The 25,859-nt window shown below is 60.5% G+C and carries 21 protein-coding genes; 5 read left to right on the top strand and 16 right to left on the bottom strand.

Annotated features, from left to right (window positions below; all coding sequences use genetic code 11):
• Positions 1–24: 24 nt before the first annotated feature.
• Positions 25–1,149, bottom strand: a complete 1,125-nt coding sequence (locus IE123_RS14610; RefSeq protein WP_189519541.1) for an L-talarate/galactarate dehydratase — start codon at positions 1,147–1,149, stop codon at positions 25–27.
• 182 nt (positions 1,150–1,331) lie between these two features.
• Complete coding sequence (locus IE123_RS14605) at positions 1,332–2,426, bottom strand: LacI family DNA-binding transcriptional regulator (RefSeq protein ID WP_189519539.1); 1,095 nt, start codon at positions 2,424–2,426, stop codon at positions 1,332–1,334.
• A 263-nt stretch (positions 2,427–2,689) separates the two neighbouring features.
• Here IE123_RS14605 and IE123_RS14600 point away from each other — a divergent pair, with 263 nt between their 5' ends.
• The gene (locus IE123_RS14600; protein ID WP_189519537.1) at positions 2,690–3,643 is read left to right on the top strand and encodes a tripartite tricarboxylate transporter substrate binding protein; all 954 of its coding nucleotides are present in this window, start codon (positions 2,690–2,692) and stop codon (positions 3,641–3,643) included.
• 62 nt (positions 3,644–3,705) lie between these two features.
• On the opposite strand, the gene yiaK is transcribed toward IE123_RS14600, so the two are convergent.
• From yiaK to IE123_RS14565, 7 genes are all read right to left on the bottom strand, one after another.
• Positions 3,706–4,725, bottom strand: a complete 1,020-nt coding sequence (yiaK, locus tag IE123_RS14595; protein WP_189519535.1) for a 3-dehydro-L-gulonate 2-dehydrogenase — start codon at positions 4,723–4,725, stop codon at positions 3,706–3,708.
• A gap of 15 nt (positions 4,726–4,740) precedes the next feature.
• A complete protein-coding gene (locus IE123_RS14590) occupies positions 4,741–6,249 on the bottom strand; it encodes a tripartite tricarboxylate transporter permease (RefSeq protein ID WP_189519533.1) in 1,509 nt (502 codons plus the stop codon).
• Between the two features lie 49 nt (positions 6,250–6,298).
• Positions 6,299–6,886: a tripartite tricarboxylate transporter TctB family protein gene (locus IE123_RS14585; protein ID WP_189519531.1), complete on the bottom strand. Its 588-nt coding sequence runs from the start codon at positions 6,884–6,886 to the stop codon at positions 6,299–6,301.
• A gap of 72 nt (positions 6,887–6,958) precedes the next feature.
• Positions 6,959–7,906: a tripartite tricarboxylate transporter substrate binding protein gene (locus tag IE123_RS14580; RefSeq protein ID WP_189519529.1), complete on the bottom strand. Its 948-nt coding sequence runs from the start codon at positions 7,904–7,906 to the stop codon at positions 6,959–6,961.
• Between the two features lie 37 nt (positions 7,907–7,943).
• The gene (locus IE123_RS14575) at positions 7,944–9,287 is read right to left on the bottom strand and encodes an enolase C-terminal domain-like protein (protein WP_189519527.1); all 1,344 of its coding nucleotides are present in this window, start codon (positions 9,285–9,287) and stop codon (positions 7,944–7,946) included.
• 360 nt (positions 9,288–9,647) lie between these two features.
• Complete coding sequence (locus IE123_RS14570; RefSeq protein ID WP_189519525.1) at positions 9,648–10,445, bottom strand: NAD-dependent epimerase/dehydratase family protein; 798 nt, start codon at positions 10,443–10,445, stop codon at positions 9,648–9,650.
• 64 nt (positions 10,446–10,509) lie between these two features.
• Positions 10,510–11,406: a TRAP transporter substrate-binding protein gene (locus tag IE123_RS14565; protein ID WP_229819786.1), complete on the bottom strand. Its 897-nt coding sequence runs from the start codon at positions 11,404–11,406 to the stop codon at positions 10,510–10,512.
• A gap of 258 nt (positions 11,407–11,664) precedes the next feature.
• On the opposite strand from IE123_RS14565, the gene IE123_RS14560 reads away from it, so the two are divergent.
• Genes IE123_RS14560 through IE123_RS14550 form a run of 3 tightly spaced genes read left to right on the top strand, consistent with a single transcriptional unit; the run spans position 11,665 to position 15,879 of the window.
• Positions 11,665–12,204 (top strand): TRAP transporter small permease, encoded by a 540-nt coding sequence (locus IE123_RS14560; protein ID WP_189519522.1) that lies wholly within the window; start codon positions 11,665–11,667, stop codon positions 12,202–12,204.
• Positions 12,198–13,493 carry a TRAP transporter large permease gene (locus IE123_RS14555; RefSeq protein ID WP_189519520.1) on the top strand — a complete coding sequence of 432 codons (1,296 nt, stop codon included), beginning with the start codon at positions 12,198–12,200 and terminating at the stop codon, positions 13,491–13,493. Before IE123_RS14560 ends, IE123_RS14555 begins: the two co-directional genes overlap by 7 nt.
• 10 nt (positions 13,494–13,503) lie before the next feature.
• Complete coding sequence (locus tag IE123_RS14550) at positions 13,504–15,879, top strand: glycoside hydrolase family 31 protein (protein ID WP_189519518.1); 2,376 nt, start codon at positions 13,504–13,506, stop codon at positions 15,877–15,879.
• A 122-nt stretch (positions 15,880–16,001) separates the two neighbouring features.
• On the opposite strand, the gene IE123_RS14545 is transcribed toward IE123_RS14550, so the two are convergent.
• From IE123_RS14545 to IE123_RS14515, 7 genes are all read right to left on the bottom strand, one after another.
• Positions 16,002–17,282, bottom strand: coding sequence for a TRAP transporter large permease (locus IE123_RS14545; RefSeq protein WP_189519516.1), 1,281 nt, complete (start codon positions 17,280–17,282; stop codon positions 16,002–16,004).
• A 5-nt stretch (positions 17,283–17,287) separates the two neighbouring features.
• Positions 17,288–17,821, bottom strand: a complete 534-nt coding sequence (locus tag IE123_RS14540) for a TRAP transporter small permease (RefSeq protein ID WP_189519513.1) — start codon at positions 17,819–17,821, stop codon at positions 17,288–17,290.
• Positions 17,822–17,894: 73 nt separating this feature from the next.
• A complete protein-coding gene (locus tag IE123_RS14535) occupies positions 17,895–18,893 on the bottom strand; it encodes a TRAP transporter substrate-binding protein (protein ID WP_189519511.1) in 999 nt (332 codons plus the stop codon).
• A 357-nt stretch (positions 18,894–19,250) separates the two neighbouring features.
• Positions 19,251–19,409 (bottom strand): YqaE/Pmp3 family membrane protein, encoded by a 159-nt coding sequence (locus IE123_RS14530; RefSeq protein ID WP_108843789.1) that lies wholly within the window; start codon positions 19,407–19,409, stop codon positions 19,251–19,253.
• A 286-nt stretch (positions 19,410–19,695) separates the two neighbouring features.
• Entirely contained in the window at positions 19,696–20,634 is a 939-nt protein-coding gene (epsC, locus tag IE123_RS14525; RefSeq protein WP_189519509.1) for a serine O-acetyltransferase EpsC, read from the bottom strand.
• 206 nt (positions 20,635–20,840) lie between these two features.
• Positions 20,841–23,162, bottom strand: a complete 2,322-nt coding sequence (locus IE123_RS14520; protein WP_189519822.1) for an ATP-dependent DNA helicase — start codon at positions 23,160–23,162, stop codon at positions 20,841–20,843.
• A gap of 17 nt (positions 23,163–23,179) precedes the next feature.
• Complete coding sequence (locus tag IE123_RS14515) at positions 23,180–24,865, bottom strand: VRR-NUC domain-containing protein (RefSeq protein WP_373295810.1); 1,686 nt, start codon at positions 24,863–24,865, stop codon at positions 23,180–23,182.
• A 168-nt stretch (positions 24,866–25,033) separates the two neighbouring features.
• Here IE123_RS14515 and IE123_RS14510 point away from each other — a divergent pair, with 168 nt between their 5' ends.
• Positions 25,034–25,846 (top strand): transporter substrate-binding domain-containing protein, encoded by an 813-nt coding sequence (locus tag IE123_RS14510; RefSeq protein WP_189519505.1) that lies wholly within the window; start codon positions 25,034–25,036, stop codon positions 25,844–25,846.
• Positions 25,847–25,859 lie beyond the last annotated feature (13 nt).

The raw sequence follows: 25,859 nt of genomic DNA, 5'->3' as shown, positions 1-25,859 counted from the left end.
CTGGTCCGCCCCTCGAATAACCTCTCAGGCGCTAAAGGTCTGATGGGCAATGGTCCACTGGCGCGCCTGCTCGGTCAGGGTAATCCCCAGGCCCGGGCGATCCGGCACAATCATGCGGCCATCGCGGGTTTCAAGAACTTCATTGAACAGCGGTGCCAACCAGTCGAAATGCTCGACCCATGGCTCGGTGGGATAGGCCGCTGCCAGGTGCAGGTGGATTTCCATGGCGAAATGGGGCGCCAGCTGAAGTCCGGCCTGGGAGGCGAGCGTGGCCAGCTTCAAAAACTGGGTGATACCGCCAATGCGCGGGGCATCGGGCTGAATGATGTCGGCGCTGCGATGCTCGATGAGCTTCATGTGCTCGGCAACGCTTGAGAGCATCTCGCCGGTGGCGATCGGCGTATCCAGCGCTGCCGCCAGCGCGGCATGGCCTTCGGCGTCGTGGGCATCCAGCGGCTCCTCGATCCAGACCAGCTCGTATTTTTCCATCGCACGACCAAAGCGCAGGGCGCTGGCACGGTCCCACTGCTGATTGGCATCCACCATCAATGGCACGTGGTCACCGATGTGGGCGCGCACGGCAGCTACACGCTCCAGGTCGATGCGCATGTCGGGCTGACCGACCTTGATCTTGATGCCCTTGATACCGCTTTCCAGCGAGTGCGTGGCGTTCTTGAGCACTTCCTCGATCGGCGTATGCAAAAAGCCGCCGGAGGTGTTGTAGCACTGTACCGAGTCGCGATGCGCACCGATGAGCTTGGCCAGTGGCAGGCCGGCACGTTTGGCCTTGAGATCCCACAGGCCGATATCCACGGCGGCAATTGCCTGGGTTGACACTCCGCCCCGCCCGACCGACGCCCCCGCCCACACCAGCTTCTGCCACAGCTTGTCGATATCGTTGGGGTCTTCACCGATGATGGCCGGTGCAATTTCACAGGCATGGGCGTACTGGGCGTAGCCACCGGCCCGTTTGGAATAGCTGAAGCCAATCCCGGTATGGCCGTCACGCGTAGTGATCTCGGCAAACAGGAAAGAGACTTCGGTCATCGGCTTCTGCCGCCCGGTCAGTACCTTGGCATCGCTGATCGGCGTGGCCAGCGGCAGCAGGACATGAGAGAAGGTAATCGAGGAAATGGCATCAAAGGACATGAGGACTCCGAAGGCGCATGGGCCAACCCGGGATAAGGTATCGGCCTGTTGATGTTAGCGCTATCATTGCGCTTCACACAGCCTTCGGTGTCAACCAAGACCAAAGCCTAATGCCATGGCGCTTCTGGCAGTCTCATGCTCACAGGTGGCGGCATGGTCCGAAGGAAGCTGTCAGTTTCCACTCACGACCGGTGCGCCCGGGTGGTCTGACGCGCCACGATCTCAAAACCGATATCAAGGACATCATGAAGGGGCTCGTGATGGCGCGTTTCAAAACGCTTTAACAGATGATCGGCCGTCAGCCGCCCGATCCCGGCGCCATCGATACGCACCGTACTCAGGGCAGGCCATGTCGCGGCGGCAAAGCCCATGTCACCAAAGCCCATCACCGCCAGAGCGTCCGGAATGGCCATGGCCCGACTTTGTGCTTCGGCAATCACCCCCATCGCCAGCGTGTCCGAGCCGCAGACAATCGCCTCGCAATCAGGCATGCGCGCCAGCAGTGCCGCTCCACCCGAGCGTCCGCCGGCAAGGCTGGCCGGGATATCCGCCCAGTGGGTGGTGACCTTGATACCCGCCTGCGGACGGGTCGCCTGCTCGGCCTTGATGCGGGCGTTGAAGCCTTCGGCGCGCTGATGAGAGCGCGGATCATCGGCCATGACCTGCCCAAAGCGCTGATAACCACATCCCAGCAGATGTTCGGCGACCGCTGCCCCCACCGCGTGATGGGAAAACCCGATCAGCATATCCAGCGGGTCATCACTCATGTCCCAGATCTCGACCACCGGAATACGCGCCGCCTCAAGACGCTGACGCGTGGCACTGGAGTGACGGGTACCGGCCACGACCAGCGCATCCGGGCGCCGACTCAGCACGGTCTCCACGACCGCCTCCTCCTGCTCACGCTGGTAACCGGTCAGCCCCAGCAGCACCTGATACCCCTCACAGGCCAGCGTGTCCGTCATCGACTGCACCACATCGGCAAAGAGCGAATGCGCCACGGTCGGCACCAGTACGGCCACCATCCGGCTGCGACTGGATGCCAGCGCGCCGGCCACACGATTGGGTACATAGCCGGTCTCGATCACGGCGCGCTGTACCCGTTCACGCGTACGCTCACTGACCAGCTCCGGCTGATTGAGCGCCCGTGATACGGTCATGGCCGCCACACCGGCGGCGGCGGCCACATCGCTCAGGCGCACGGCCCCGGTGGCACGCGGGTTGTCGCGGCTGCCACCAGCAGATTTTTCAGGGCGGGAATCGGATGAATCTCCCATGCATCTCTCCAGCAAAACATCGGGAATACAGCGAACATCATGTCACAGGCAAGGCATCAGCCCGGATAATACTGTCTTCTAAAAGCACCTGTCGGGCCCTGCCCCGCTTTTCCTGTGCTGAATATGTGCGTGCAACGATAGTCGAAATGATAGCGCTAACAAAACCTGCGTAAGATAACCCCTGTTGTCCGAAGACAACCGTGGGCGAGGATGACACTGCCTGGCGGTCGTCATGTCTTTACCCCGAGAGGGAATTGCCACGCATGAAAAAGACACTATCCGTACTGATCATGGCCACTGCCATGCCGGCAGCCGCCTGGGCGGCAGACTATCCGACCAAAAATATCGACATGATCATTCCGGCCTCACCGGGCGGCGCGGCCGATACGCTGATGCGCGCCCTCCAGCCGGGGCTTGAATCATCACTGGGGCGTACCATCGTGGTGCGCAACATGGGTGCCGGCGGCGGTGCGCTGGCGCTGACCCGTACCGTGACCGCCAAACCCGATGGCTATACCTTCACGCTGGCCAACAATCAGAACTTTACGCTGGAAGGTCTGGGCAACGTCGGCTTCAAGTATCAGGACTTCGATTATCTGGCGCGCATTACCGAGGAGCCCTATCTGCTGGTCAGCAACAACAATGACCAGTGGCAGGACGCCAGGGCGCTGGTGGCCGATCTGAAAAAAAGCGGCAAGCCGCTGCAGGTCGGCACCTCCGGCGTGGGCTCTTCCACCTATGTGGTAGCCTCCATGCTGGGCAGCCAGCTGGGCATTCCGGTTCAGGTTGTCCCCTTTGATGGAGGCTCACCGGCCATTTCGGCGCTGATGGGCCGTCATGTGGATGCCGTGGTGGTCAATCCTTCCGAGGTGCTTTCACAGATTCGTGGCAATCGCCTGCAGGCAGTGCTCTCCACCGGCGGTCAGCGCAGTGAACTGCTGCCGGATGTCATGACCATGAAGGAGCAGGGCTTTGATCTGGCCGTCAGCCAGTGGCGCGGCATTGCCGCCCCCACAGGCGTTGACGAGAACGTGGAAAAGGCTTGGGTCGAGGCCGTCAAAAAGGCGATCGAGGCACCCGAGTTCAAGCGCTTTGCCGAGAGCACCGGAGTGGAGGTCAGCCCGCTTTTTGGTGAAGAACTTGATACCTACGTGACCGACATGGCCGAGGTCATGATTCCGGCCTCACGCAAGGTTGCCGAAGACAGCAACCAATAACCCCGATCGGCGCGCTGCCTGACCGGGCGGCGCCCTTCTCTCCTCCCCTGACGCTCTTCTTTTCAAACGTCTCCCGGCCCCGCCAGCCGCTGCACCGCCTCCCAGATGTCGGGATTGACCTCGATATCGGCAGTGTCGTGGCGACGATGAAAGGTGGATGCGCCGGGCCATCGTACTGCGCGGCCAGACTCATCCGGTGTCGCCTGTGACAAATGCGCGGTCATGTCATCCACCATGGCGTGACAGGCATCAAGGCCGCCCAGCTGCTGCGGATCAAACACCAGAAATACCTGAGAGCTGCCGGTGCCACTGCCGCGCTCGACCCCGTCGATCTCATGCGTTGCCCGTCCCTGCGACAGGAGCGCCGCCATGGCATCGAGCAGAATGGCCAGCCCTGAGCCTTTCCAGTAGCCGGTGGGCAGAATGCGTCGCGTCGCCTGAATGACTCCGGGGTCACGGGTGAGCTGCCCATGCTCATCAAAACCGCCCGCTACCGGCAGCTGCTCGCCGCGTTCCTTCAACACGCCCAGCCGGCCGTAGGAGAACTGTGACATGGCCATATCCAGCACCAGCGGTGCCCGGCCGCCGGGTACGGCCATGACCAGCGGATTGTTGCCGATGCTCTCGCTGCTTGCGCCCCAGGCCGGCATGCAGGATTCCGTATTGGTCCACATGATGGCGGCCATGCCCTGTTCCACGGCATGCCAGCCATAGGTGCCACCACGCATCCAGTGGGTCGTATTGCGCACTGCCACCAGCCCCATGCCGTGCTCCCGGGCCAGGGCAATGGCCCGCTCGGTTGCCTGCAGGGCATGACGCACGCCCAGCCCCTGGTTCCCGTCGTAGACTTCCAGCGCTCCCAGCGCCTGAACCGGCTCGAGCAGCCCCTGAGGATCGACCCAGCCGCGTGCAAGGTAGTCCACCAGCCTGGGAATGCGATCAAGGCCGTGGGAATTCACCCCGTCGCGGGTACTCTCGGCATGGATGCGGGCGCATAACGCCGCGTCATCCGGCGTCAGCCCGGCGCACCGCAGGGCGCGCTCGATCACGCTAAACAACTGCTCGAAGGTAACGCGTGTCATGGTGGACTCCAGCGGTCAGGTAGCGCCCCCGGGCGGCGCAGAACGATTGGCGCGGTAGTTCTGCCAGAGCGTCAGCACCAGCAGGCCCAGCGCCACGACCAGAAAGGCCAGACTGATGGGCCGGGTAAAAAATGGCGTCCAGTCGCCTTCAAAGGTCTGAAGCCCGCGGCGTAGATTGGATTCGGCAATCGGGCCCAGTATCAATCCCAGAATGACCGGCGCCGTGCCAAAGTCGTAGCGATTGAGGAAGTAACCCAGAATGCCGAATCCCAGCATCAGATAGAGATTGAAGACATCGCCGTCAACGCCATACACCCCGATAAAGCAGAACACCAGGATGGCGGACAAAAGCTGCTTGCGCGGCACCATCAGGACGCGAATGAACAGCTTGATGCCCAGACACATGATCAACAGCATGAACACGTTGGCGACCAGATAGGCCAGGAAAATGCCGTAGATCGTGCCGCCTTGATCCGCGAACAGCATCGGCCCCGGCGTAATCCCCTGGATCAAAAGCCCGCCCAGCAGCACGGCCGTGGCCGCCTCGCCGGGGATCCCCAGTGCCAGGGTGGGGATCAATGCACCACCCAGCAGCGCGTTATTGGCGCTTTCCACCGAGACAATGCCGGCACCGTGTCCGGTACCGAATTTTTCAGGATGTTTTGAAAACCGCCGGGTCTGGTCATAGGCCACCAGCGAGGCGATGCTGCCGCCCGCCCCGGGTACCGGCCCGACCACGGACCCCGACAAAATGCCTGCCAGCAGTGCCCGCCAGTTCTGCAACGTTTCCACAAAGCGCGGACGTGCGCCTTCGATACGATGCGTGCTGGCCTGAAGGCGCTCATTCGGGTCATATTCAAAGGCATCCTTTAACACCTGAGAGACCGCAAAAAGACCGATCAGGGCCGGCAGCAGATTGATGCCGGTCAGCAGCGAGAGCTCATTGAAGGTAAATCGACCAACGCCTGTGATCGGGTCGGTACCGACCGTGGCGGCAAAAAAGCCCAGCAGCCCGGCGATCATGCCCTTGAGCAGTGACTTGCCGGCCACCGAGGCGATGATGACCAGGCCAAAGATGCTCAGCGAAAAGTACTCGGCAGCACCAAAGCGCAGGGCAAAATCGGCAATGGGCGGTGCCAGCAGGCTCAGAATGATCATGCTGGCCACCCCGCCGACAAACGAGGCAACAATGGCCAGCCCCAGCGCACGCCCGGCTTCACCCTTCTGCGCCATGGGATAGCCATCAAAGGTGGTCGCCACCGATGACGGCGTGCCCGGAATATTGAGCAAAATGGCCGGAATCGAGCCGCTGGCGCCGGCACCACACAGCGCGCCCAGCATCATGCCGATTCCCATGACGGGCGGCATGCCAAAGGTCACCGGCAGCAGCAGTGCCACGGCCATGGCCGATGTCAGCCCCGGCAGTGCTCCCATGAGAATGCCCAGAAATGTGCCGCCGGCAATGGCCAGCAGCGTACCAAGCTGCAGCACCATGCCCAGCCCTTCCAGATATCCGGAAATCATCCTGCACTCCTTGCCCTGTTATCAGGCATCCGGGCCTTGCGACTCCGGCTCAATTGGGTAGGGGAATCTGAAACACGCGGGTGAAAACGATGTAAATCGCCATGGCCAGCACCAGGGCATACACCGCATAACCGGCAATGTTTTTGAGCATTGCAGCACCCGTCATGCCCTTGTGACTGCCACCGATACACCACAGCCCGATCACGCAGGCAAGGCAGAAAAGCGTGGTGCTGATGACATAGCCCAGCGGTTCAAACATCACGATGTAGGCCAGTGATACCGCCACTACAAACAGCCACTGAAGAGTATTGCGACGCCCGCGTGATGGCGTGGCCGGGGCCTCTTGAGGTGCGGATGACGCCTTTTGAGGTGCGGATGGCGAGGCCGATGTATCCGTGGACAGTGGCGCGGTAGTTGATGCGCTGGTGTGACGCGCTGCCAGCCATTGGCGCGTATCACGGATGAGACAGGGCACGGCGCAGATAAAGACCAGTGCCGAAATCAGCTGGGGAAAAAAGGCCGGGGAAAGATCACCCAATACCACCACGTCGGGCAGCTGGGAGGCCATGACAAAGCCGGTGGCTGACGCCACCAGCAGTATCAGGTCAAAGACTGGCTTGCCAATATCCTGTGCCATTGTAATACCGTCTCCACAAGAACCGCCGACGCTGCTGGCAGCGCCGGCGTTGAGCGACAGGGATGTCGAACGTTATCGGGCCAGCTCGCCGGCCGCCTCGTTCATGGTGACGGCCGAGTTTTCGATAAACTCATCCAGCGCCTCGCCATACAGGGGCGCCACATCGGTCCCCAGATTGGCCGCGGTCTGGTCATATTCGCCGCTGTCGAGAATGTCCTTGATGGCAGCAACCCAGGTCTGCTTGACGTCTTCCGGCAGTCCTTTCGGCGCTGCAATGGCACGCCATACCGTCAGGGAGAGATCATGGCCCTCTTCCTTGAAGGTCGGTACGCCGGGCAAGGAATCACTGCGCTCGTCATAGGTCATGGCCAGCGCCTTCAAGCGCTCGGACTGCAGCACGGAACGCAGCTCCGAACCGCCCAGCACAACGGCGTCAATGTGACCGCCCATGGCGGCAGAGATGGTTTCTGCCCCGCCGGGGTAAGGAATGATGTTGAACTTGACCCCGGTGGTATTGGCCATCGCTACCGCCGCGATATGCGCCGATGATCCGACACCCGATACACCGACCTTGATGGCCTTGCCCGCGCGGGCAGCTTCCAGCAGGGCATCCAGATCCTGATAGGGGCCGTCGCCGCGTGCAGCAATGACATAGGGCTCTTCGACCACCTTGGCGATGAAGTCAAAATCGTTATGCGTAAAGGCGACGTTGCCCATGGCTTCAAGCGTCAGCATGGCGTTGCTGGCCGCCAGCAGGGTATAGCCATCGGGTCTTGATGCCACGGCACGCGACATGCCGACCGCCCCGCCACCACCGGCAATATTGCGAATCACCAGACTCTGCCCCAGCCGCTTTTCCAGCATGGGCTGCATGGCGCGCACGAAGGTGTCGTTACCGCCACCGGCGGAAAACGGCACGATCATGTCAACGCTTTTGGTGGGATACTCCGCCGCCAGTGCGGCCTGGCCGCCAAACATCAGCGTGGTCGCAAGACCCAGTGTGCCCAGTAGTTTTTTCATGTTGTTCTCCAGTCGTCATGTGGCCCTGCAGCCAGGATCAACGCACCAGCGCCGGGCGCTTGGGATCAAACGTCCAGCCATCAATCAGATACTGCATGGCAGTGGCATCGTTTCGCGCACCGGCCGGCAGGGTGCGATACAGCGCGTTCGCCTTCTCGATGGCCTCCATGTCGGGCTCGATGCCAAGGCCGGGCGCATCGGTGACCGCGACACGCCCATCAATGATTTCGGGAGACTCGCGGGTCAGACGCGCATCGCCCTCCTGCCAGATCCAGTGGGTATCCAGTGCGGTCATGTTCCCCACGGCGGCAGCGCCGACCTGGGCGAACATGGCCAGCGAAATATCGAAATGGTTGTTGGAGTGCGAGCCCCAGGTCATGCCATGGTCGGCACACAGCTGTGACACCCGCACGGCGCCGGAAAGCGTCCAGAAATGAGGATCGGCCAGCGGGATATCGACCGAGCGCAGCATCAGGGCGTGGGCCATTTCACGCCAGTTGGTGGCCACCATGTTGGTGGCCACCGGCAGACCGGTGGCATGACGAAACTCTGCGAGAATCTCGCGACCCGAGAAGCCCTCTTCCGCGCCGCAGGGGTCTTCGGCGTAGGCAAGCACGCCGTGAAGGTCCTTGCACAGGCTGATCGCCTCCGGCAGGGACCAGGCGCCGTTGGGGTCGATGGTGGTGCGCGCTTCGGGAAAGGCTTTTGACAGTGCCGTCACGGCCTCTATTTCGCGCTCGCCGGCCAGCACGCCGCCCTTGAGCTTGAAATCGCGAAAGCCGTAGCGATCCTGCGCCGCGCCGGCGAGTTCCACGATACGCTCGGGCGTCATGGCGGCCATGTCACGCTGGCGATACCAGTCGTGCGTCTGATGCGGCGTTGACTGACGATAGCCCAGCGGCGTTTTCTCACCGTCGCCGATGAAAAAGAGATACCCCAGCACCTCGACACTGTCGCGTCGCTTGCCCTCGCCCAGAAGCTCGGCCACCGGCACGCCCAGATGCTGGCCCATCAGATCCAGCAGCGCGGCCTCCAGCGCGGCCACGGCATTGACGCGCAGCTCAAAGGTCCAGGCACCCTTGCCGAAATCGTTGAAGTCCGCGCGCTGACCGCTGGCCGAAAGCCTTGACACCATCGAGCGCAATCTGCCCAGTGACTGGCCTTCCACGACCTGGCGGGCCTGTTCCAGCGAGCGCTGGATGGTCTCGCCGCCGGGGGCTTCCCCCACGCCCACTCGCCCGGCGCTGTCTTCCAGAATCAGAATGTTGCGCGTGAAGAAGGGGGAATGCGCGCCACCCACGTTGAGCAGCATGCTGTCGCGCCCGGCCACGGGGATGACCCGCATGGCCACAATGGTTGGTGTATCGGTATGTTGCGCCATGGCAGTCCCTTGATGAATGGAGGTCTCGCTGAATGTCAGCCCGTCACTGCATGCTGCGATTTACCCGGTGCTGCGTGTCTGGCAATACGTCGATGCAGTGTCGGTTTCAGGCGGCGTCAATCAACGGATGGAACTGCGAAGGTGTCATACATCATACATTTACGACTACGCGACCTTGGTACATTGAACTTTGGACACATGCCCCGTGAGAGGAAGTCTCTGGCGTCCTGTCGCCGCGCATCAGGCAGCAGGACAAAAGGCTGACGGGGAAAAGCCTGCCCAATGGCTCAGGCCAGACGCAAACCGCCGACGCCCTTTTGAGGCGCCGACGGTGTCAGATACTATTGGGTGGGCGTGCTTTCAATCGTCGGGATGGCCGGTACTGGCAAACTTGCCCCCCTGGTAGACGACGGCCGGATCATCCGGGTCAATCTCCCCTGCCGCGGCTTCGGTTTCGGCACGCCAGGGTTCGGAACTGTCCCTGGGCACCCAGCCCAGAAACGAGGACTTGCGGTTGTCCCACCAGCGTTCGCTGTTGTTCGAGACGCCGTAGATCACCGTACAGCCCAGCTTCGGTGCCACGAACGCCCGCTCCAGCAGTGCCACGAAATCTTCCACGCTCATCCAGGTGGCCATCATTCGGGTGTCGGCCGGTTTGGGGAAGCACGAGCCAATTCGCACGTTGAGGGTTTCGATATTGAACTTGTGGTAGTAGAGGCTGGCGAGATCCTCTCCAAAGCATTTGGAGACCCCGTAAAGGGAATCGGGCCGACGGGGTGAGTCAGTATCGATGTGCGTCGTACGCGGGTAATAACCGATGGTGTGGTTGGAGCTGGCAAAGACGACCCGCGGGCGACCATAGTGTCTGGCCGCTTCATACAGGTTATAGGTACCAATGATATTGGCCTGCAGGATGCTCTGCCAGGGGCTTTCTACCGAGATACCGCCCAGATGAACGATGCCGTCACAGTCGCGCACCAGCGCGCTGACACTGTCGGCATCGGCCAGATCACAGCGCACGATCTCCTCGTGATCCTGCGCTCCTTCCAGCGCCACGATATCGGACAGCCGCACATGGCGAGCCAGACGCGACAGATACGGGCGAAGGGCCTGACCCAGCCCACCGGCAGCGCCGGTCACCAACAGACGATTGAGCACGACATTCTCCTTTGAGATATCAACTTTTTGAGATATCAACCTTCGGGGCTGGACACCGCATGATTCATGCCGACAGACGCTCGATTTTTTGAATCATTTTTTTAGATTGCGCCGATTGTGCGGCAATGTCATTACGAAGCGGCCGGGTCCTGTCGGCAAACAAGGCCTGATCGACCTGAATGAATTCAACCCCCATGTCAGCCTTGGCCGTGGCGATTGCCTGCTCGCTGGCACTTTCCCAGGCATCCTTTTGAAACATCATTGATTCATGCGCCGCCTGATAGAGCGCCTCGCGCTGTGCACTCGACAATCGCTCCAGCGCTTTTGATGAAATGACAAGCATGTCGGGCACCCGCGTGTGCTCATCAAGGGTAAAGAATTTGGAAACTTCCCCATGATTGGCCGTTACCAGTGCCGTGGGATTGTTCTCGGCGCCATCCACGACGCCCTGCTGCAGTGCAGTATAAAGATCGCCGAAATCCAGCGGTGTCGGACTCGCGCCCAGCAATTGCGTCATGGCAATCGCGGTGGCACTGGGCTGGACCCGGATCTTCATGTTGTAAAGATCATCAGGGGTATGGATTGGACGCGTGGCGTAAAAACTGCGCGCCCCGGAATCATAAAAGGTTACTCCTTCAAAGCCCCGGTTACGCGAGGCCTGAAAGAGTTCGCGACCGATCTCGCCGGTCAGCGCCTGGTAGAAATGATCCCGGCTCGTGAACAGATAGGGAACATTTAATACCGAAAAGACCGGGTCAAAGGCTTCCAGCTCGCTGGCATTGGTCTTGGCCATGTCCAGAATGCCACGCTGTACCAGCTCGACGGATTCACGCTGTGTGCCCAGCTGCGCGCCGGGGTAAATACGCAGCGTCACCGCCCCGTTGGTCAGTTCAGAAAGGCGCTCCCCCATCATGGCCATGGCCTTGTGCACGGAATGATCGGTGGTCAGGTTATGACTCAACCGTAATTCATGCGAGTCGGATCGCGCTGCCCATGAAGATGTCATTGGCCCTAAAAGAAGGGTGCCGGCCGTCAGCGTGCAAAATTTACGACGATTAATCACGCGGCCGAACTCCTGAACATTGCCACCATTTTTCGAAAGCTAATCAGGCGCAACGACTGGCGTCAAAGCGACCAATGTCCAGGTTGCTGAAGGAATAAGATAGCGACATGCTGACTTTAACCGTCAAGGTCATACATCATACAAGGAGGAGATTTGATGCCCTCTTCTCAGGGATTTCTTCTCGCATTGAACAGGGTGTCATCCTTTCTTGACCGTCTTCTGGGCGCAATGCTGATCGTTCTTTTCTTCCTGCTGGTGGTAGTGGTGACCGTCCAAGTCGGTAGTCGCTATCTTACCGATACCCCGACCACTGCCACTGATGAAATGGCCCGCTTTGCCCTGATCTGGCTGGGGCTTTTGGGTGCGGCCTACGCCTCGGGCAGAATGCGCCACCTTTCCATTGACCTGCTTCCTGAAGCACTTGCCTGGCCCGCCAGGCGATGGCTTCTGTGCTTTCTTCAGCTGCTGGTGTTGTTTTTTGCCGGCTACATCATGGTCTATGGCGGTGGAAGCCTGGTCGTGACGACGCTTTCAACCGCGCAGACCACGCCCGTTCTGGGCTGGTACATGGGCTGGATTTATCTGGCACTGCCGTTATCCGGTACCTTTATCGCTTTTCATGCCTGTCTGCAGATGCTGCGGCTTGCCGGGTCAAGGGATATGCCAACCCCAAAGGAAGGTGACACATCATGGTGATCGAAGCCGCCCTCCTGTTCGGGACGTTTTTTCTTTTAATGATGCTGGGCCTGCCCATTATCTATGCCATTGGCCTGGCATCGCTTGCCACGCTGTGCACTGCCTTCTCGCTGGATACCAGTGCTTATGTCGTGGCTCAGCGCATGCTGGCAGGGCTGGACAGCTTTACGCTGCTGGCGATTCCCTTTTTCATTCTGGCCGGCAGTCTGATGAACCACGGCGGTATTGCCATCCGCCTGATCGACCTGGCCAGACTGATCGTGGGGCGCCTGCCGGGCGGCCTGGCGCATTGCAACGTGGTCGCCAACATGCTGTTTGGTTCCATCTCGGGCTCGGCCGTGGCTTCCTGCGCCGCTGTTGGCAGCGTCATGACCCCGCTGCAAAAGCGCGAGGGCTACGAGCCCGGCTACGCTGCAGCCGTCAATATTGCCTCCAGCCCGGCAGGGCTTCTCATTCCCCCAAGCTCTACCTTTATCGTCTACTCGCTGGTGTCCGGCGGCACCTCCATTGCGGCGCTGTTTGTGGCCGGCTATCTGCCTGGTCTTCTGATGGGTCTGGGGCTCATGGTGGTGGCCGGTGTGATTGCCAAACGCCGCGGCTATCCGACCTCTTCACGCCCTACCGGCAAGGACGTCGTGACCACACTGTTACACGCCATTCCCTCGGTGCTGCTGATGATCATCGTGATTGGCGGCATCATCACGGGCGTCTTTACCGCGACCGAGGCCTCGGCCATTGCGGTGGTGTATACGCTGGTGCTGACCATGGCCATCTATCGCACCGTCACCTTTCGCACCCTGCCGACCATTGTGCTGGATGCAGCCATGACCACGGCCATCGTGCTGCCGTTGATTGCGGTCTCCGGTGCCATGTCCTGGTCGATGTCGCTTGAAAGCATTCCCCAGCAACTTTCCGATTTGTTGCTGGGTCTTTCCGATAATCCACTGGTGATTCTGCTTTTGATCAACCTGGTGATTCTGTGTATCGGCATGTTCATGGACATCACCCCGGCGCTTTTGATTTTCACCCCGATCTTCTTGCCAATTGTTACCCAGTTCGGCATGGACCCCGTCCATTTCGGCGTGGTGCTGACGTTCAATCTGTGTATCGGTATCTGCACCCCGCCCGTAGGGAGTGCGCTTTTTGTGGGCAGCTCCATTGCCGGCGTGCCGATCAGCAGCGTCGTGCGACCGCTGATTCCGATGTTTTTTGTACTGTTGGCGATGCTGCTTCTGATTACCTATATCCCCCAGATCAGCCTTGCGCTGCCCAACCTGCTTTTGAATTAACGAGGTCAACATGCGCTTTCTATCCGACTGGTCACTTCACGACGTCATGGAAGATCGCCTCGTGCTCGAGACCGGCAAGCACCATATGGTGCTTTTCCCAATGGCCTCGAATATCGTCCGTGTCTTCCTTTATCGCCCTGAACATCCCAACCCCGCCAACACCTGGTCGATCGACCCGCACGGTGATCTCGCTCGCGAGGGGCGCAATCGTCTCTCCACTGAAGGATTCGATACGCCGCCGTGGCGCTGGGAAGAGACCGCCGATGGCCTCGTCGTTGAAATGGAGAACCTGCGCCTGACCGTCCGCCGCCCCCTGCGACTGGAGTGGGCGGTGCGCCATCAGGGCCAGTGGATCACCCTGGCCCGGGATCGATCCACCGGCGGCATTGCCGTAGCGCGTCATGGCTCAGGCGTCGAGCACTACATGGCCCGCAATAATGAGGAGCGCTACTACGGACTGGGCGAAAAAAGCGGCGATCTGGAGCGTTCCGGCCGACGTTTTGAAATGCGAACGCTCGATGCCATGGGCTATCGCGCCGACCGTACCGACCCACTGTACAAGCACATTCCCTTTACGATTACCCGCACAGCCGAGGGCCTTTCCTACGGCATTTTCTACGACAACCTCTCGACCTCGCGTTTTGATCTGGGCAACGAGCTCGACAACTATCACCCGCCCTATCGTGCGTTTCGCGCCGAGGACGGCGATCTCGACATGTGGTTTCTGCTCGGCCCGGCCATGCTGGATGTGGTCAAGGAGTTTACCCGACTCACCGGCGGGGTCGCCTTCGGCCCGAAATGGTCACTGGGCTATTCGGGTTCGACCATGCACTACACTGACGCCCCCAACGCCCAGGAGCGGCTCGGCGAATTCGTTGACCTGTGTCAGCAGCACGCCATCCCCTGCGACTCGTTCCAGCTCTCCTCGGGCTACTCGTCGATCGGTGCCAAGCGCTATGTCTTCACCTGGAACCGTGACAAGGTCCCCTCGCCCGAAGCCATGGTAAAGCGCTTTCATGATGCCGGCATGCGGGTGATCGCCAATATCAAGCCCTGTCTGCTGACGGATCATCCGGCCTATAACGAGGTTGCCGACAAGGGGCTGTTCGTTGCCGATTCCGACACCGGCACGCCGGAAATCTCGCCGTTCTGGGACGCTGATGGCTCGCATCTGGATTTCACCAATCCGGCGACCCAGCAGTGGTGGCAGGACAACCTGCAAAAGCAGCTGCTGGAGCTGGGCATCGACAGCAGCTGGAACGACAACAACGAGTTTCAGATCATCGACCAGCAGGCGCGACTGGCAGGGTTTGGCACCCCGCTGACCGCCTCGGTCGCCAAGCCGGTACTGTCGCTTTTGATGGTGCGTGCATCTCATGACGCCCAGGCCCGGCATGCGCCGGACAAGCGCCCTTTTCTGATCACGCGCTCGGGTGGGCCGGGACTTCAGCGCTATGCCCAGACATGGACGGGAGACAACCGCACCGAATGGCGCACGCTGCGCTACAACCAGCGCATGGGGCTGGGGCTTTCGCTGAGCGGCATCTCCAATATCGGTCACGATGTGGGCGGCTTTGCCGGCCCCCGCCCGGATGCCGAACTCTTCATTCGCTGGGTGCAAAATGGCGTCATGCATCCGCGCTTCACCATTCATTCATGGAACGATGACGGCACGGTCAACGAGCCCTGGATGTACCCGGAAGCCGTAGACGCCGTGCGCCAGGCCATCGAGCTGCGCTATCGCCTGCTGCCCTATCTCTACACCCTGCTATGGCAGGCTCATGAGGCGCATGAACCAATGATCCGCCCGACCCTGCTGGATCATGAACATGACGCGCAGACGTTTGAGGAAAACGATGAGTTTCTGCTCGGTCGTGATCTGCTGGTCGCCACGGTCATGGAACAGGACGCGCGCGAACGTACGCTCTATCTGCCGGACAATCATGATGGCTGGTACACCTTCGGGGGAGATCAGCACTTCGCCCCCGGCACGACCATTACGGTGGATGCCCCGCTTGAGCACCTGCCGCTTTTTGTCCGTGCCGGCACTGTCATTCCCACCTCCGAGCGTATCGCCCATGTCGATGCCGAGCGCGACGATGTTCGCGCCCTGCGCGTGTACCCCTTTGCCCAACAGGGCCAGCGCACTGTCACGGTTTTCGATGACGATGGCGAAAGTCATCTCGATCAGGGGCCGGGCGCACTGGTCATGACGCTGGAGCTGGTCTGCGACGATGACAGCATTCATCTCGACTGGCAGACCCGGGGCCACTATCGTCCGGCCTATCACGAGCTTCGCATCGAGGTGCCCACCGGTGACCGGCGTACGCTGATCGTCAATGGTCAGCAGATCGCTGCCGATGCGTCGGTGCCGCTTTTGCCCTGATAACGTTCGCTCACAGGGCAGGTTCTCGTCATAAATTCCCGCCATAAACCCGGCATAAAAAAAGAGGCTTTTGAAAAGCCTCTTTTTTGTCGTCGAAGTACTGTCATCAAGATGTCAGGGGGCTATTCGATCAGCCCGGGCAACCACATGGAGACCATGGGGACGTAGGTCACCAGCATCAGCACGGCAAAGAGCGCCAGATAGAACGGCCAGATGGTGCGCACGGCGTGCTCCATCTTGATCTTGCCGATGACGCTGCCCACGAACAGACAGGCCCCGACCGGTGGCGTGCAAAGTCCCATGCCCAGGTTGATCATCATGACGACGCCAAACTGGATGGGGTCCATGCCGAACTGCATCGCGATCGGCAGAAAGATCGGCGTGCAGATCAGGATCAGCGCCGCCATGTCCATGATCATGCCCAGCGCCAACAGGGTCACGTTGAGCAACAGGAGGATCACAAGCGGATTATCGGAGATCCCCATCAGCAGATCGGTCAAAAGCTCCGGCACACTGTAGAGCGCCAGCAGATAGGAGAACGCCGAGGCGCAGCCGACCAGAATCATGACCAGCGAGGTGGTGCGCACTGATTGATAGACCGCTTTCTTGAAGTTGTCCCAGCGCAGCTCGCGATACACCAGTGCCGTCACCACGATGGCGTAGATGGCACCAAAGGCGCCCGATTCAGTCACGGTCAGAATGCCCGAGAGTACCCCGCCGACAATGATGATCGCTGTCATCAGCCCTGGTAGCGCGGCCACCAGACTGATCAACAGGGCGCGCCAGCCCGGGAAGGTCTCGGCCGGATAGCCCCGCTTGACCGCCACCACGTAGGCGGCCACGGCCAGCGCCACGCACATCAGGATGCCCGGCACCACGCCGGCGATGAACAGCTGGGTCACCGAAATACCGCCGCCCGCCGCGACGGCGTAGAGAATCATGTTGTGGCTGGGAGGAATGACGACGCCAGCAATCGAGGACGTCACCGTCACGTTGACGGCGTAATCGGCGTCGTAGCCCTTCTCCTTCATGACCGGAATCAGAATCGAACCCAGTGCTGAAGTGTCGGCCACGGCCGAGCCGGAAATCCCGCCGAACAACATCGAGGAGCTGACGTTGACCAGCCCCAGGCCACCGCGGACGCGCCCGACGGCGGCCGAGGCCAGCCGCACCAGCCGGTCGGAGATACCGCCGTGGAGCATCAGCTCGCCGGCAAAGATGAAAAACGGGATCGCCAGCAGTGAAAACACCGAGATGCCGGAGAGAATGCGCTGAAAGCCGACAAAGAGTGGCAACCCCTCATACAGGAAGGTCACCACGGCGGCCAGCCCCACGGCAAAGGCTACCGGCGCGCCAACCACCAGACCGATAAAGAAAACACCAAACAGGATCATCAGGCCCATGCTGTTTACACCCTTGTGGTATGGGTAAGGCGCTCAACGATATTGGCGCCGGCGAACAGCACCATCAGCACCCCGCAGATGGCCAGCGGTGCGGCCCGCCAGCTTTCCGACAGCCCGATCATTGGAATCGCGCGGGTCATGTTATCCAGCACCAGATTGGTGCCCTGCCATGCCATGAAGACGCCAAAGACGAGTACGAAAAGATCGGCGACATGACACATGATGGCCCGCGGCACTGCCGGCAGCGCCTCACGCACCATGTCGATGCTCAGGTGCGTGTTGTGACGCACTCCCGCGGCAGCGCCCAGGCAGGTGATATACACCACGATGAGCAGCGCGGACTGCTCGACCCAGGTCGGCGTGTTGTTGAGTACATAGCGGCCGTAGACCAGCCAGCCAAACGAGACGATCAGAAACACCAGCAGCGCACCGGAGATCATGATGCACAGATGGGCCAGTCCATCGAGAATGCGTCCTGCAACGCCTGTGCTCGATCGCTTTTGGGGTATGTCTTCGATCTGGTCGGTAGAACGATTCATGGTGGGGAGACTCCCGGGCACGCATTACCCCTGTCATCTTCGGGAGTAACGCGCGCCCTTCGCTGTTGTTGTTTTACTGTGCGTTGCGAATATCGTTGAGCAGGGGCTCAAGATCGGGATGTTTTTTGACAAAGGCGGCGTAGATCGGCTCCATTTTTGCCTGGAAGGCCGGCTTGTCCACTTCATTGATTTCTACACCGGCGGCAATGACGTCCTCGCGACTCTGCTTCGAGCTTTCCTGCCAGAGCTGGCGCTGCAGGGTAGCGGCATCAAGTGCTGCCTGACGCACGATCCTTTGATCCTGATCGGACAGCTTGTCCCAGCTACGCTTGGCGATACACAGACACTCGGGCAGGATCAGGTGCTCGGTCTCGGAGAAATATTTGGCAATCTCGTCATGACCGCTGGACTCAAAGGAGGGAAAGTTGTTTTCAGCGCCATCGAGTACGCCGGTCTTGAGCGACTGATACACCTCACCATAGGCCATGGGCGTGGCATTGCCACCCAGCGCGTCGATCATCTCCACGTAGAGGTCATTGTTCATGACCCGAACCTTGAGCCCCTGCATGTCCTCGGGCTCATTGATGGCCCTTTTGGTGTTGTAGACGCTGCGTGCGCCCGAATCGAACCAGGACAGGGCGATCAGGTTTTTCCTTTCCAGCGCGTCAGCAAAACGCTGGCCGATCTCGCCATCCATGACCTTGTGCATGGCGTCAATGTCCTTGAACAGAAACGGCAGCGACAGCACGTTGGTTTCCGGCACGATCGGCCCCATCGGCCCCATGTTGAAGTTGGCGAAATTCAGGGCACCGCTACGGGTCTGTTCGATGGCATCGGGCTGATCTCCCAGTACACCGTTGTGAAAGATCTTCGCCTTGACGCGCCCGTCGGTCTTGTCGGTGACCTCCTTGACGAAGCTGTCAAGCGCCTCACTGTTGGGGTAACCCTGCGGATGCACGTTCCAGCCGCGCCAGTTATCAGCCTGTGCCGGCATCGTCATGGCAGCCAGCATGCCGACAACGGCAGCAGCCTGCAGACAATGAACAGGATTCAGGGAATATCCAATCGACATGACATGCTCTCCTAACGGTGAGTAATCAAGCATTTCGCCGGGCAGCGTTGTTCCCATCACGCTGGGCAGAAAGGTAGCCATGTCAGGGGGTTGCAGCGGGTTATCAGAGATTTGCCGCCTGCCGAATAGGAGAAGCCGCACGAACGGGAACGGCATGGCTGGGGTTAAATTTGTCATACATCATATCTGACCTACCACTATACAATGTGTCATTGAACTTTATATGTAGGACATACGATGCCGCCGGTTCCTGCCTGCTGCAGGCATTAACGTCTTTTGAGATTACGCACAAAAAAGGGAAGGCCCGGTGGGCCTTCCCTTTCAACAATCAGTATCTCACCCGGAGGTGAGCAGGCATTAACGACGCGCGATAATCCAGATGGCGTGGATAATCCCGGGAATATAGCCCAACAACGTCAGCAGGATATTGACCCAGAACTGCAGTCCCAGACCCACCTGCAGAAACACGCCTACCGGCGGCAGCAAAATGGCAAAAATAATTCTGACGATATCCATATCCCAACCTCACTTCATTTCCAGAAAGTGTTATTACGACGCCAGCCATGCTGGCGACCAAATGTTCCACCAGCGCTGCGTCCTGCTGCCGTGGCCAGTACGGATATGAGGGCCATCGGTCTCAAAACCAAGGCCGGCACCTGATCAAATTGACGTCACGTCCTCAGGATAGCCTGTCTTCATGGCCGTACCGGAAAAGCGACAGTGTAGACGCCACGAATCGATTGCGCGATCAGGCCTGGCGAGGCTTCCCACTGGCGCCCGCAAGCCGCGTTGCACAGACGCCCTAGCAGGGCGATTTCTGCAGGCTGGCCTGAGAGACATTGCTGTGCGGCTCAACGCTTCGGGTCAGCCAGACATTACCACCGATAATCGAGTCATGACCGATCGTCACGCGTCCCAGAATGGTCGCACCGGCATAGATGACCACATCGTTTTCCACGATCGGATGGCGGGCATGGCCCTTCTCCAGCTGGCCGGTCTCATCGGCCGGAAAGCGCTTGGCACCCAGGGTAACCGCCTGATAGATCCGCACCCGATCGCCGATAATGGCGGTTTCACCAATGACCACACCGGTACCGTGATCGATGAAAAAGCCCGAGCCGATGCTGGCGCCGGGATGGATGTCGATGCCCGTGGCCGAATGTGCCGCCTCCGACACCATGCGGGCCAGCAGCGGTGCCCCGGTCGAGTAGAGCTGGTGCGCCAGGCGGTGATAGATGATCGCGGTGATGCCCGGGTAGCATAAAAGCACTTCATCAACACTGCGCGCTGCCGGGTCGCCGCGATAGGCGGCCATGATGTCGATATCCAGCCAGTGGCGAATGGTCGGTAGCATGGCGCCGAAATCGCGCACGATGGCAATGGCCTGATCGGAGTGATCCTGCGGCGCCTCACCGCGACGCATGGCCGTGTGATCCAGTTCGAGCAGCACCTGATCGAGCAGCGCATTGAGCGCGGCGTCCAGCGTATAGCCAACGAAGTAGTCTTCACTGTGATGGCGCAGATTGGAGGGGCCCAGCCGCATGGGGAAGACGGCTCCGATCACGGCTTCGACCACCTCGTTGATGATTTCGCGTGACGGCAGGCTGCGCCCGCCCGACTCATTGGTGCGCCCGTGATCGGCGCGCCACTGCTCGCGGGCGCCCCTGAGTTCATTCACCACGCTATCGAGCTGCCAGTCGATGGCGTGATCCGCCTTGCTGTAATGATTTAACCGTGCCATGTGAGTATCCCGGAGTGCCGGACGACACCGCAGACCGACCTGCGATGTGTCATGAATAAATATGCTGTTGAGCGTAGCGCAGTCGACCCGGCACGACCCGTGAGTTGGCCCCGAAGACCTTACAGGGACAGGCGCGTGGCGAATCAGGAAAAGCCAGAATGCTCTTAAGTGGGCCTTGAGATCGCCCTTTTCAACGAAGACGCATGCTATCGAATGTCAACATTGTGGCGAGCGCCAGGCGGTAGCGTCCACCAGCGCGGCAGCAGCGCCTGAATCTCGCCACGCCGGAAACGATCATCAATGAGATGGATAACGCCCTGATCCTCTGGCGAGCGAATCACGCGACCGGCGGCCTGTACCACGCGCGTAATACCCGGATACAGATAGGCATAGCGGTAGCCATCACCGAACAGCGCCTCCATGCGAGTCTTCATCTGCTCGTTGACCGGATTGAACTGCGCAAGGCCCAGCGTTGCGACAAAGGCACCGATCAACCGCTCACCGGGCAGATCGATGCCTTCACCGAAAATGCCGCCCAGCACCGCAAAGCCGATGCCCTGCCCCTTGGGCGTAAAGCGTGCCAGAAAGGCATCACGCTCGGGCTCCGACATGCGTCTTGCCTGTGACCATTGCGGCACATCGGGGGCGTGCTCGGCGAGCGCTTCACTGACCTGTTCGAGATAGTCAAAGCTGCTGAAAAAGGCCAGATAGTTGCCGGGGCGCTGGTGAAACTGGTGTGCCATCAGTTCGGCAATGGGCGCAAGGGAGGCGCGGCGATCGCGATAGCGCGTCGAGATATGCCCGGCCAGATGCACCTCGAGCTGCCCGGCAGTGAAAGGCGAGGCCATCTCAAGCCAGGGCGTCGATGACCCAAGCCCCAGCTGATCACGGTAGTAATGGCCCGGCGAGAGCGTGGCGGAAAACAAAATGGCCGCGTGCGCGCCCTCAAACCGCGCCGCCAGCAGCGGTGCCGGCACCACGTTACGCAACGACAGCGTCGCGCTGCGTCCGCGGCGCTCAATATCAAACAGGTAATGGCTGGCATCGCATTCACCGGCAAGCTCGGCAATCCGCACGATCTGCATGGCGTCAAACCAGGCCTCCAGCAGCGCACTCTCCAGGGCGATGGGCGTCTCGACCATCAAATCCCCCACACTGGTGACGAACTGCGACAGTGCGTTGAAGAGCTTGCGCGGCGGCGCATCAAGGCAGATGTAATCGCCGTCGTGCTCTCGCAGCAGCGCCTTCCACTGGCGCCAGAGCCGATCCAGCACCCGCTTGAGCGCAGCCGGGGCCTCACGCCGGGCCGCGGCAAAACGGTTCTGGTCAAACTCGGCGCCATACATGGCACGCCCGCGTTCGACGAGATTGTGCGCCTCATCAATGAGCACGCTGACCCGCCACTGGTGCTGTCGCGTCAGGGCGTAGAGCATGGCGCTGGTATCGAACCAGTAATTGACGTCGCCGATTACCACGTCACACCAGTGCGCCATCTCCTGACCGAGGTAATAGGGACAAACGCGATGGGCCAGTGCAACGCTGCGAAGGCTGTCGTGATCCAGAAAGCCCTGCTGCACCGCCGCCTGACGGGCCCCGGGGAGCCGATCATAAAAGCCGCTGGCCAGCGGGCAGCTGTCGCCGTGACAGGCAAGCTCCGGATGCTCGCAGGCCTTGTCGCGCGCGATCAGTTCCAGCGTGCGAACCCCCGGCTCGCCAGCCTCTTCACAGGAATTCGCCATGCCCAGGGTGGTGAGCGCCTCCAGCGCCAGCCGGCGCCCGGTAGTGCGTGCGGTGAGAAAGAACAGACGATCCAGCTGTTGCCCCGGCATCGCCTTGAGTGCAGGAAACAGCGTGCCCAGTGTCTTGCCGATGCCGGTGGGCGCCTGCAGCATCAGATCGCGTCGGGTACTGATGGCCTTGAATACACTTTCGGCCAGCGCGCGCTGACCGGGGCGAAAATCAGCGTGAGGGAACGCCAGTTGCCCCAGCGCCTGCGCGCGCGCCGTTTCATGGGCGAGCTCCTGCTCGGCCCAGTCAATGAAACGCTCACACTGGGCGATAAAAAAGGCCTCCAGCGTGTGGCGATCCATGGTCTCGACGAGCACGGTTTCGCGCTGCTGTTCGATATCGAAATAGACCAGCGCGACCTCGATGGCCTCGAGTTCCCGCTCGCGACACATCAGCGCGGCATAGACCTTCGCCTGCGCCCAGTGCAACGCGCGTTGATTATCCGGCATGGCATCAATGTCGCCCCGCCGGGTCTTGACCTCCTCCAGCCGCTGGCGCACCGGGTCATAGCCATCGGCCCGCCCCCGCACGATGAGTGCGCCATAACGGCCTTCGAGCGTGACTTCATGCTCGTAATGCTCACCCCGACGCGAGGCCACTACCTGATGGCCGGCAATACCCTGCTGCGCGGTGGGCGCCGGCGTAAAGCGAAGATCCAGATCGCCTGATCGCGCAGTAAACTCGCACAGCGCGCGTACCGCCACCCGATAGCGTGGTGACTCGGCATCCGCTGGCGCCATGATCGCGTGATCAGTACTCACGGTGCATCCTCATCGTCACACCAGCGCACATGGCAGACCGTGACCGGCATGTCGTGGCAGGCACAAAAGGCAATCCAGCGCTTCTGGTTGTCCTGCAGTCGATCGCCTGGCCCCTTGACCTCGATCATCTCATAGCGGGGTGTGCCTTCCGGGGCATGCGGATAAAAGCGAATGAGATCCGGCATCCCGGCACGATTGGCGCGGATATCGGTCAACAGCCGCTCGAACCAGGCGCGCAGATGCGTCGGTGGCAGACATTCAAGCGCCAGCGTCAGCAGCTCATCACTGAGCGCGCCCCAGTGTACAAAGGGAGACTGGATGCCCTGCTTTTCCCGGTAGCGCTGCTGGATGGTGTCACGCCAGGCGTCCGTTTCCAGCCGGGCCAGACAGCGCTGAAAGTGCTGCTCGCGCTGCGGATAGAACTCCGGGCGCATCAGATCGGCAGGACCGCTCTGGAACGGATGAAAGAAGGCACCGGGCAGCGGTGCAAAGATGGCCTCCCAGCACAACAGACCAAACAGCGCATTGATCAGGGTATTTTCAACGTAGAACACCGGTGCTTCCGGCGTTTCGAGATGCTCGCGCACGGCGCGCTCCACACAGCCACTTCGGGGCAGGGTCAGATCACAGCGCCTGACCGGTGCGTCCGCCACGCTCGAGGGTTTTTCCATGCCCAGCGCGCGATGCAATCGCGGCTGAATACGTGCGGCCTGCTGGCGCTCGGCCTCACTGGTCGGTGCCTCTTGCACCGCGACACACAGGGCCAGTGCCTGCTGATGCTCACCGAGACGCTCCAGCACCCGAATACGGCGAATGCGCGCCTCACCGTGGCCGCTGCGTCCGTAAAGCTCAGCGGCCCGCACAAGTTCACCCTGACGCTCGCAGTGGCGAGCAATGGCGTAGATCACCCGGCCCCGGCGCGCCTCCAGCCAGACACTGTCACCGATGCATTCGGGCAGCGCCGCCAGCACTTCCTCCATGTCGCCGCCGGTCTCGAAGCGCTCCCGACACGCATGAATCTGCCAGTAGCGCTCGATATCCTCACGGGACTGAAACGCTCGCGAGTCAGGGGTGAAGGGAACCACTTCAAAGCGGTAGATGCCCTGATCCGCCAGCACGAATTCGGAAAACTGCTGGCGCAGATTGCCAAAAAACATCAGGCGCAGGCGCTCACACACCGGCATGACGGTCAGACGAACAACGCTCGCCGCGATGGGCTGCCCTGCCGCCGTGCGCCAGTCATCCGGCTGAAATGCCTGCTCAAACATCGGCGCCAGCGCCTCTTTCAGCAATGCCTTGCGATCACGGGGCCGGGGCAGGTGGTCACGAAACATGCCCACCAGCTCGTCACGAGTGAAAAGATCAAAAAGATGATCCAGCGTCAGACAGGGACTGTCATCCACCAGCCCCTGTTCGACCAGCGGCGCCAGTGCCGCCCGAGCATCGCCGATCTCGTCATAAATGAGACGATCGAGGCGGAAATGTTCACCCTTTCGCATCACCATGCGTACCAGCAGCGCTCTTGAGGGCACTGGCAGAGCCTGAAAGCGCGTGATGAAGTCGCGCTCATCATCATCGAGCAGATCATCGTAGCGCTCGCTGACCCAGGTCAGCACATTGTCAAAATTGACCAGGTAATAACGCGGATCGCGCAGGGAATCTGCAACGCGCAAGAGTGGCACGCCATGAGGCGCTAAAGAGGCAGGGGTACTGTTCATGCATCCATGATATCAGCGGTCAAAGGCCACTGGCGAGAGAAGTGACTGCGTGCGCTTGCCACCTGTCACGGCGGGTATACACTCGGCGATCAAACCGGTAATGGCACCGGCTTCAGAACAAGGGAAACGACAATGAAAAGACTATTGAGTGCGACCTGCATTGCCACGCTGCTGATATCGGGCGGCGCCATGGCCCGCGTGCCGGACAACGTCAGACTGGCCATCGACGTGCCCTATGAGCCCTTCGTTTATCGCGCACCCAACGGGCAGCTCGAAGGTTTCGAGATTGATCTGGGCAACGAGCTGTGCAAACGCGCATCGCTGGAGTGCAGCTGGGTCGAGCAGCCCTGGGACGGCATTATCCCTGGCCTGATCGCGCGCAAGTATGACGCCATTTTGTCGTCCATGGCGATCACCCCGGAGCGCGAGCGTCAGGTGCTCTTTTCGATTCCCTACTACAACACGCCCAGTATCTGGATCACATCGCGTGATCGCGACATCGATATCGACGACCGCGACAGCCTCAAGGGGTTGAGTGTCGGCGTGCAGCGTGGCTCCATTCGCGACGTTTATGTCACCGAAATGTACGCAGACGTGCTCGACATTCGCCGCTATGGCTCTTCTCAGGACGTTAAAAACGATCTTGAGTCCGGCCGGCTGGATCTGGCCTTTGAAGACTATCCGCTGGCCATCGAGAGCATCGACTTTCGCAATGACGACAGCCCCTTCAAACAGATCGGCACCGAGATCAGTACGCCCAAACGCATTTTCGGCAGCGGCGCCGCCATGGCCTTTCGCACGCGTGACAAGGCACTGGCAGAGAAATTCAACGAGGCCATTCGCGAGGTTTACGCCGATGGTACCGTCGACAAGCTGATGCACCAGTATTTTGACTATGACCTGTCCATTCAATCGGACAACGAGCCGGACAGCGCTCAGCCATAAGCACGCCGTTGTC

Origin of the sequence: Kushneria pakistanensis (assembly GCF_014652795.1) — a bacterium.
Classification (GTDB): domain Bacteria; phylum Pseudomonadota; class Gammaproteobacteria; order Pseudomonadales; family Halomonadaceae; genus Kushneria; species Kushneria pakistanensis.
This window is presented reverse-complemented; position numbering and strand designations above follow the sequence as displayed.